The following is an 8,189-nucleotide window of genomic DNA, read 5'->3' on the forward strand; positions in this document are numbered from 1 at the left end:
TTCTGGCTTGGTACGTTTCATGGCCTCGGCGCGCGACAGCTTCGGGCCGAGCCCGAGGTGGCACAGTTACACCCCGGTTTCGATATCCGCGACGCGGACGATGCGACAGCGCTGATCCGCCGTCTCATGAAGGCCATGGACCCCGACACTGTGCCCGAACCGGACACAGGCAAGAAGTGTGACGTCCGGCAGGTCAAGAAGATGGGCGAGCGGATCGGGCACATGAAAGAAAACCTCGTGACGCCTGAGGCCGCACCGGCCTGGGTGCGCGGGCTGATCGAGCGCCGCCGTGCCGCCCGACAGATGGTCGATGTCGAAGGTTGGGAGTTCGCCGTTCGTCTGTACCAGATCTATCAGGCGACCCTGCGCGAGCAGAATGCCGCCGATTTTTCCGATCTGCTGATGTGGCCAACGCTTGCGCTGATGAACGACCGATCCTATCGTGATAGGTGGTCGCAGCGCTTCACATCCGTAATGGCCGATGAGTTTCAGGACGTGAACCGTGCACAGATGCTGTGGCTCACCTATATGTCTGAATACTCACGAGAACTCTTTGCCGTAGGCGATGATTCGCAGTCAATTTATTCTTGGCGTGGGGCCAAAATTGGCTTCATCCGGAACTTCGTTCGTGAGTTTGACGGGGCCAGACTTTTCAAGCTCGAAGAGAACTTCCGCTCGACGCATCATATTCTCCAGGCCGCTAATGCCATCATCGCGCGAGACCCGGGCCGGATCCCGAAGACGCTGTTTACCCAGAAGGGCGACGGTCAGAAAATCGAGGTCCTGAGCTACGATTATGCGTCAGATGAGGCCGACGCGATCGCGGCCGAGATGGGACGTCGTGCGGCAGAAGGCGTTGCCTGGCATGATATGGCGATGATCTACCGGATCAACCGTCTGTCCCGTTCCCTGGAAGAGGCGCTGCTCAAAGCGCGTATTCCCTACGAGATCATCGGCGATGTCGGCTTCTACCACCGGGCAGTGGTGAAGGACGCGCTCGCGTTTCTGATGCTCGCGGCCTGTCCGGACAGTCGCCAGTCCGATGAGGCGTTTCGTCGCGTGGCCAATGTGCCCAGGCGCGGCCTTGGCGCCAAGGCGCTTGGCCAGATCGAGCAGGACGCGCAGGATCGCGGCCTCAGCCTGTGTGCGGCCGTCACCACGGCAACGCTGCCAGCAAAGGTGCGCGACAGCCTGCTGGCCTTCCGTGAGACGGTCTCCCGGATCGGGCAGATCCCCGACATGCGGCTCTGTGATCGCCTCGATACCCTCCTGAAGGAGACCGGCTACTACACAATGTGGCGGGAGGCCGCGTCTGAAGAAGGGGAGACGGCCTTGCAGAACCTGTCCGAGCTGGTCGGGCTGGCCGAGGGCTTTACCCGGCTTCAGGATCTTCTGGAGCACGCAGCCCTCGCCACGGCCTCACCGAATGAGCGCGGACGCGATCGGGTGCAGCTCATGACCATGCACCGGGCCAAGGGTCTGGAGTTTCCCCACGTCTTCTTGCCTGCCTGGGAGGAGACGGTTTTTCCGGGGATGGGCGAGCGGAACTATGAAGAAGAACGCCGACTGGCCTATGTGTCACTCACCCGCGCCATGCAGCAGGCCACGATCAGCAGTGTCGGCTATCGGCAGGGTGTTTCAGCGAGGCCGTCAGGCTTTATTGAGGAAATCCCTGCCGAGCATCGCGTGACAGGCTGGCTGCGCCAGCAGGGGCAATCGAAGAGAAGAGAGACAGGGGGCCGGTTCCGGCACACGGCGGCCGCTCTTGATGCCATGGGATTTTAAGGGATGTCCGATCATCACAGTCCTGACGACAGGCCTTACATCTCTCAGCGGCCCAGGACGAAGTCTGGATGGCTTTATGACTGCGAGGTTTGCGGGAAGGGGGCGGCCTTCGGGTTTACCGGAGTGAAGGGCGATACACACTATTGTTCTGAACATCGTCATCTGGGGCGAGGTGTTGCCCCGGCTCCCATGCCGCGAACCACGCGACCTCAGTGACCTGTCATGTTATCTTGCGTATAGACAGACACTCTACACAGTCAAAATTTGAAAAAGGCATTTGAAATGACCGCAGACGTTGAAACAGACTTCCGTCATCTAACCGCCGATATTGTCGAAAGTTATGTCGGTGCTCACGAGGTACCGGTAGAGCAGCTTCCCGGCCTGATCAGAACTGTCCATGCAGCCCTTGCTTCGGCGGGTCAGGCGCCCGAGCCAGAGCCAGTCGAGCTGATCCCGGCCGTCAATCCGAAGCGCTCTGTGTTCGAGGACTATATCATCTGTCTCGAAGACGGAAAAAAGCTGAAGATTCTCAAGCGGCATCTCAAAACGGCCTATAATCTTACGCCGGAAGAGTATCGCGAGAAGTGGGGGCTGCCTTACGATTACCCCATGACAGCACCGGGATACTCGCGTCGTCGCACGGAGCTTGCGCACGAGATCGGGCTTGGGCAGGGAAGGGGCGGCCAGACTGAGCCGACTGTTGAAGAGGCCGAGCCTGAGGTGCCCATGCGGAAAATCCCACAGAAGCGTCGCGGACGTCCTGCAAAGGTCTGAGTCTCTTTAGGAAGTCGCAGAAGCGGTCTTTACCTTTGTCCGGTAAAGCGATCTTTTCAGATCCAGTGAACCGCAAGGACAGACCGTGACCCGTCTTCTTTCTTCTCTTGCCCTGGCAGCAGGCCTTACGGCCGCTGCCCTTTCGCCTGCCATGGCCCTCGATCCGGCTCTTGGGAGTATGGGGTTTGCATCCCCGACACCGACGTCCAAAGGCCATGCGGCCTCCGTGCCTACGCCCTTCGCAGCCATTCCCGAAAGCCTTCAGGCACTGCTTGATGCCGGCTATTCCATTCGCACGTCGGCTGGTGAAGAAGGCAACATCCTGACCCTTGAAAAATTCGTGGACCGGACCTCCCCGTCAAAATGGGTACGGTGCGAGCTGATCGGTGATCACAATGGCAACACACGCCTGACCTTCAGTCAGCATGTGACCTCCACCTGCTGGAAGCTGAACTGATGTGTGATGTCATGCCGGTCTCAAAGACTGGACCTTTTCGTCCGCAGACCCAGCAGGTTGTGGATGCGCTGAACACAGCCTTTCCTGGCCTGTATGCGGGTGTCTGCAAGGCCTCCGATCTGCCGTCAGACGCCGATGAGGCTGAGGATGACGACGATCTAGAGGATTACGGCCTGCTTAGCGATTTCGTCTTTTTGTCGGATGGTTGGGCTGTGCGGGTCGATTACGATCCTGAAGATCCGGATCTCTGCCTGGGCCTGTCTGCTGGCAGCACGGAGGCACCGGCTGAAGGTCTGGAAGTCGATCTTGATGACGGTGAGGAAATTCCGGATGGCGTCCTGAAAGACGTCACGGACTTTATTGACGAGCAACGCCAGGCGTCGGCAAAACACTGACCTGTCTCGATAAGGGAGGCACCTTTGGCGCTTTCCTTATCCATCTCAGCAAGGAAGGACTGGCCGCGTGACTGGTGAACCGATCTATCCCGCCCCCTGCACATATGAGAGTCTGACCGAGCAGCAGAAAGAGGCTGTTGGTCAGTTCATGTCAGAGCGCCTGAAGCAGAAAACCCGAGGGATTCTTCCGGGAACGCTGCATACGGTGGTCGAAAAAGGGCGGATTCATGCGTTCGTCTCCTGGGACGAGCATCATGTTTATGAAGTCAGCCCGATCACCAGCCTGCGTCTGGTGCTTGATCCGGATGGGCGCCCCCTGGGCTGTCCGAAGGACGGGCTGCTGTATCTTTCTGATGTTGGCGGTGAGGCGGTTGTCCGGATCCTGCCGACAACCCGATATACGGCCGCCGCGATTGGGATTGGCACGGATTAAGGCACTGCGCGCCTATTTTTTTGTATGATGGGCGACGTGCACAATCCTTTGCCACACGCCCATCATCACTCCAGAAGCCTCTCCGCCACTTTGTCTCAGTTCGTTTGCCAGAGCGTCCGGCGATCTGACACTGGACTCTAGGGCCGGGCTGACGCTGGCGCGCCCTGTCAGGACCACGCGATTCAGGATCTCCACATCCAGACAGGCCTGCGAGGTGATGGCGCGGACGGCCGCGCAATGGCCTGCGTTCTGGCGGACGGGGCTGTAGATCAGCCGGCCTTCTTCTTCCTTCCCAAGACGTTGGCGCCAGTATTCGTCATTCGGATGCCCGCTCAGATGGCCCGCATAGTGCTTGGTCTCGATGACCATGAGACCACGGGGCAAGAGGACGAGATGGTCAATCTGGGTCGTGCCATCACCAGAGGCCGTGGGAAGGTGAACGTCATGGAGGCTGGGCCGTCCCAGTTCGTTCAGGAGGGCGCGGATCCTGTCCTCGCCTTTGGCACCCTTGAGTTCTGCCTGAAGGCTCTTCCATGCTGCGTGCGCGCTGTCGCTCCGCTCGATGCGAGAGGGGCCGCCACGCGGCCGTAGTCTCAGGCGGACCATACGAAGGCGCGCCTCCAGGCGAAAGTATGGGGGTTGGTAAAGCGCATGGCATGTCTCTGGTCTGGCAAACGATATCCGGACTCTAGCGACGTGCTTTGCGACTTTGCGGTCTCTCTATTTGGCACCGCATCGCGAGAACACCTGTCACACTCTGCCGATGCCAACGCCTAGTTAGGGGGGAGAAACGGAATGTCTCCTAACAGGCATTATGACGAAGAAGCGGCGACGCGACCGACTACGCCACTTCTCTTCAGCGGCAGACTTGACGCGCCAATGTAATGCCTAGCCTGGCTTCTTACCGCAATAACCAGGACAACAACTCAATCTGAGGTGTAATAATATGACCACTCTGTTTTAATGTTTAGCGCGCGGAAGATTTGTATTTCAATATCAGAACGTATCTCGCGACCATATCGAGCCGTATCCAGATTGGCCATATCTAGTAGCTGCGTGAGTTCCATTATTGTGCGACCAATGACTTGAAGACCATCTGCCATATCGGCCACCATCGCAGGAACGTAACTATAATCATTTAATACAATCTGCAATTCGCGGAGTTTGGAACGTAAGGGGTCACTCGGGTGAGGCCTCGCCAACCTTGAAAAAAGATCGCGTCCGACTTTGGATAATTCATCATCCTCAGTCAGAGTTATCTTCCACCGTGTATTAGTTTGAACTAAATTTCTTTGAGATATATCCTTAATAAGGATGCAATTTTTATCGATATTAACGTCAACAAAAACCACCGGAATGCTATGGTTTAACCAGTATTCTTTATGTTTTTCATCTATGTAATGGGTAATGCTATTTTTTTCATCTGTATTCTCTGACGATTTTATCTGAGCTGCGACGTATGTGCCGGTTGCCATTCGGTTTCCATCGACCAGTTCGATCCAAGCGTCAATCCCTACATCTGTACTTGTATTTAACCGACAAATATGACCAAGAACCTTAGTGGTCATCATGGAAAAATAATGAATGCCGACCTGATCTATTGTATTGTTGGCTGTAAATTGCATTTGTATATCCCGTTTCAAGGTGGCAAAACCTTAAATGTGAAACCATGAACTCGCAAATTTGTATCGGTATATCATGAATAAACAGCACCCCGATTTAACCGAGACCAGGCCCGATTTGCTGAATTTCCCAGTTGTTACTTAACGACCTAGGTGTAGGCGTAACCAGCCGTCAATCGTGCACTCCTCGGACGCGTACTTTGTAAATAAGAAAAAGAAAAAACAGGGAAGACGCGCCACAGGCCGTCCGGCCGCCACAATGGTTCGGCCGCACGCGGCCCGCGCCCTGAGGGCGCGCCATTGTCCCGGCCAGCCGTCTGCGCCTGCGGGAAAGCATCCAGAAAATGAAAAAGGATGTTCTCCGTGGCTACTCCCGTCATAACAGTCTTCACGCTCACCGGCCCACAGGATCGTCTGCGCCAGATCGCCAGAGAGCGCGCCTACCGGACCTGCGCACCCGAACACATGACGTGGGAGGATGAAACAACACTCGTGATGACCCTCGAAAGCGGGATCGGGACGTCATTTCTTGGTCATGGGCTGGGGCTGTCTGACGAATATCCAGACGTCAGCATCCGGGGCATGGAGTATTTCGACTGCTTTGATAATCCGGCCTTTGCCAAATGGCAGGGCGGTCAGCTTGTCTATGAAGCGGATCTCATCACAGTCTTCGGAATCCTGTTTCCGACAGACGCCACAAAAGACTGGCCGGGATGTAGTGCCAGCTTCTGGCACAGGTCTCCGCCTCTCGCGGCCGCCATAGCCGAGAACTGCCCTGACTTCGATCTGATGCCTTTGCGCCGACTGGCAGGGCCGGTGCCGGGATGGGTTGAGACAACGGACGGCTTCGCCACACTCTTTCTCCGCCCGCCCTCGACACCCGACGCGCAGGATGGCCTCGGGGTGATTCTCTATCCGGAGATCGGCAGGAGCACCCTGCTGACAGGGATCGACCGCTTCGGTGGCGTCGCCCGGTTCCGGCGTCAGTCCTATGGACAGATCAGCGCACAGTGCCCGGAGCTGCGTGATGTTCTGCGGGGCCGCTGGAAGGCCAGCGATAAGAAAAGACGGAAAGCGCGCCAGGAGCGGAAGGTGCTGAGGAGGAGATTGAAGAAAGCAGAGGGGGAGAGAGGGGATAGAGTGTTTTCTTTCTTCGAGACTGACCCGTGGGTGATGTGAAGGGGAGGCGAAAAGAGGATCGGGGCGGCCCTGACGGGTTCGTTCGCCCTACTGCGCTAGGCTCCTTCGTCGCCAAGCTCCGCCTAGCCCCGATGTCCAGTCGCCCTCAACCGGGCGTCTGGACATCGGGTCTGGCCCTTTCGGGTACGGCTTACCCGCATCCTTTTCCATGAACGGGCGGTCCTGGTCTGGGGGATCTGTTCGTGAGACGGCTCCTCAACCTCCCCGGCCAGTCCTTTGGACCGTCCGGGGAGGCACGTTCCATGAAGGTGGCCTCGCATCCAGCGTTCAGTCTGACAGTCGTCGTGCCAGTCCGTAAAGCCACTGCACATCCCTCGGCTTCAGGTGTCAGGCCCGCATCTGCTGCAGGGCCGCACGCGACCCCGCATCAGACGCAAACCAGTCCCCTTGCTCAGGACGCTCCGGGCTTGACGGCCTGTCCCGTCGCCCGTCTTGGCCGGTGGCAGGATGGGCTCAGGAAAACGCCACCTCCATTCCCCTTTCGTCGCCGTCAGTGTGCTCGCCGCACGGGCAGGACGGGTCTAGGAAAACATCAAATATCCTTTCAGTATTCAACAAGTAAATCGTGAGTTTCGGAGGCTTTATTTTCTCAAAAATGGCGGTTTTCTGCGGTTTTTTGTTGACTGCAAGTAAGTAAAAACATAATATATATTCATGGACGGAGGCAATAACGCCGAAACAGTCCAGTTGATACGTTCCTTAATTCTTGGAGGTTCTCATGGCCGGTTCTGTTAACAAAGTCATTCTCGTTGGCAACCTTGGTAAAGACCCCGAAGTCCGTCATACGCAGTCCGGTTCCAAGATCGTGAGCTTTACACTCGCCACGTCTGATACTTGGAACGACCGCCAGAGCGGGGAGCGTCGTGAGCGCACCGAATGGCACCGGGTCGTCATCTTCAATGAGCGGGCTGGTGACGTAGCGGAACGCTTTCTCCGCAAAGGCCGCAAGGTCTATATCGAAGGTGAACTCCGCACCCGCAAATGGACCGATCAGGGCGGTCAGGAGCACTACACCACAGAGGTTGTCATTGACCGTTTCAGGGGTGAGCTGGTGCTGATCGACAGCAACAGGGGCAACAGCGATGAAGGCGAGGGCGGCTTTGCTGGTGGAAGCAATGGCGGCCGGTCCGGGGGATCGTCTGGCAACGGAAACCGCAATGCGGGCTGGGACGCACCGGGCGGGAACGATCTTGACGATGACGTGCCGTTTTGATTCCGGGAAAAAGGAGCGTTGCGCCAGATGAACAAAGACCGCCTCATGGCGCTGCTGCCCCCGCCGCAGCGCTCCAAACACAAGGAAGACCGCTACAAGGCGATTGCCAGCGTCCTTCAGACATTCGCCCTCAGCGCGTGGGGGCTCGGCATCGTGACCCCACTCATATCCGGGACAGGACCGTTGACCCCCATGCGTGCCGTCACCTGTTTTTTTCTGGGTGCGGCGCTTGAGGCAATTTCTTTGACTTTTCTGGCCTATATCCCCTATCCTGAGGACAAGACGGAGGCGAAAACCAATGGATAACGTG

The 8,189-nt window shown here is 57.2% G+C and carries 10 protein-coding genes; 8 read left to right on the forward strand and 2 right to left on the reverse strand.

From position 1 onward, the window contains the following. From GCE01_RS15985 to GCE01_RS16005, 5 genes are all read left to right on the forward strand, one after another. The coding region (locus tag GCE01_RS15985; protein ID WP_099213628.1) for an ATP-dependent helicase at nt 1-1,785 on the forward strand (1,785 nt) is incomplete at its 5' end. Nucleotides 1,786-2,067: 282 nt separating this feature from the next. Further along, the gene (locus GCE01_RS15990; protein ID WP_099213629.1) at nt 2,068-2,559 is read left to right on the forward strand and encodes a MucR family transcriptional regulator; all 492 of its coding nucleotides are present in this window, start codon (nt 2,068-2,070) and stop codon (nt 2,557-2,559) included. Between the two features lie 85 nt (nt 2,560-2,644). Further along, nucleotides 2,645-3,016 (forward strand): ABC transporter substrate-binding protein, encoded by a 372-nt coding sequence (locus tag GCE01_RS15995; RefSeq protein ID WP_099213630.1) that lies wholly within the window; start codon nt 2,645-2,647, stop codon nt 3,014-3,016. Next, on the forward strand, nt 3,016-3,411 hold the full coding sequence (locus GCE01_RS16000) for a hypothetical protein (protein ID WP_099213631.1): 396 nt from the start codon (nt 3,016-3,018) through the stop codon (nt 3,409-3,411). Before GCE01_RS15995 ends, GCE01_RS16000 begins: the two co-directional genes overlap by 1 nt. A gap of 67 nt (nt 3,412-3,478) precedes the next feature. After that, a complete protein-coding gene (locus GCE01_RS16005; RefSeq protein WP_099213632.1) occupies nt 3,479-3,844 on the forward strand; it encodes a hypothetical protein in 366 nt (121 codons plus the stop codon). A 12-nt stretch (nt 3,845-3,856) separates the two neighbouring features. Here the strand turns inward: GCE01_RS16005 and GCE01_RS16010 are convergent, their stop codons facing one another. Together GCE01_RS16010 and GCE01_RS16015 are read right to left on the reverse strand one after the other, a co-directional pair. Beyond that, nucleotides 3,857-4,450, reverse strand: a complete 594-nt coding sequence (locus GCE01_RS16010) for a nuclease-related domain-containing protein (RefSeq protein ID WP_099213633.1) — start codon at nt 4,448-4,450, stop codon at nt 3,857-3,859. 320 nt (nt 4,451-4,770) lie between these two features. Further along, complete coding sequence (locus tag GCE01_RS16015; protein ID WP_099213634.1) at nt 4,771-5,469, reverse strand: DUF4365 domain-containing protein; 699 nt, start codon at nt 5,467-5,469, stop codon at nt 4,771-4,773. Between the two features lie 351 nt (nt 5,470-5,820). Between GCE01_RS16015 and GCE01_RS16020 the strand changes: the two genes are divergently transcribed. From GCE01_RS16020 to GCE01_RS16030, 3 genes are all read left to right on the forward strand, one after another. Then, complete coding sequence (locus tag GCE01_RS16020; protein WP_099213635.1) at nt 5,821-6,645, forward strand: hypothetical protein; 825 nt, start codon at nt 5,821-5,823, stop codon at nt 6,643-6,645. Between the two features lie 739 nt (nt 6,646-7,384). Further along, nucleotides 7,385-7,879 (forward strand): single-stranded DNA-binding protein, encoded by a 495-nt coding sequence (ssb, locus tag GCE01_RS16025; RefSeq protein ID WP_099213636.1) that lies wholly within the window; start codon nt 7,385-7,387, stop codon nt 7,877-7,879. 27 nt (nt 7,880-7,906) lie between these two features. After that, on the forward strand, nt 7,907-8,185 hold the full coding sequence (locus tag GCE01_RS16030; RefSeq protein ID WP_010505526.1) for a hypothetical protein: 279 nt from the start codon (nt 7,907-7,909) through the stop codon (nt 8,183-8,185). Nucleotides 8,186-8,189 lie beyond the last annotated feature (4 nt).

This window comes from Gluconobacter cerinus, assembly GCF_002723935.1.
Classification (GTDB): Bacteria; Pseudomonadota; Alphaproteobacteria; order Acetobacterales; family Acetobacteraceae; genus Gluconobacter; species Gluconobacter cerinus.

What these genes read in the sequence shown, in the direction of transcription:
- GCE01_RS15990 (WP_099213629.1), top strand. Translation starts at nt 2,068, where the DNA reads ATGACCGCAGACGTTGAAACAGACTTCCGTCATCTAACCGCCGATATT.
- GCE01_RS16000 (WP_099213631.1), top strand. Translation starts at nt 3,016, where the DNA reads ATGTGTGATGTCATGCCGGTCTCAAAGACTGGACCTTTTCGTCCGCAG.
- GCE01_RS16010 (WP_099213633.1), bottom strand. Translation starts at nt 4,450, where the DNA reads ATGGTCCGCCTGAGACTACGGCCGCGTGGCGGCCCCTCTCGCATCGAG.
- GCE01_RS16015 (WP_099213634.1), bottom strand. Translation starts at nt 5,469, where the DNA reads ATGCAATTTACAGCCAACAATACAATAGATCAGGTCGGCATTCATTAT.
- GCE01_RS16020 (WP_099213635.1), top strand. Translation starts at nt 5,821, where the DNA reads ATGTTCTCCGTGGCTACTCCCGTCATAACAGTCTTCACGCTCACCGGC.
- ssb (WP_099213636.1), top strand. Translation starts at nt 7,385, where the DNA reads ATGGCCGGTTCTGTTAACAAAGTCATTCTCGTTGGCAACCTTGGTAAA.
- GCE01_RS16030 (WP_010505526.1), top strand. Translation starts at nt 7,907, where the DNA reads ATGAACAAAGACCGCCTCATGGCGCTGCTGCCCCCGCCGCAGCGCTCC.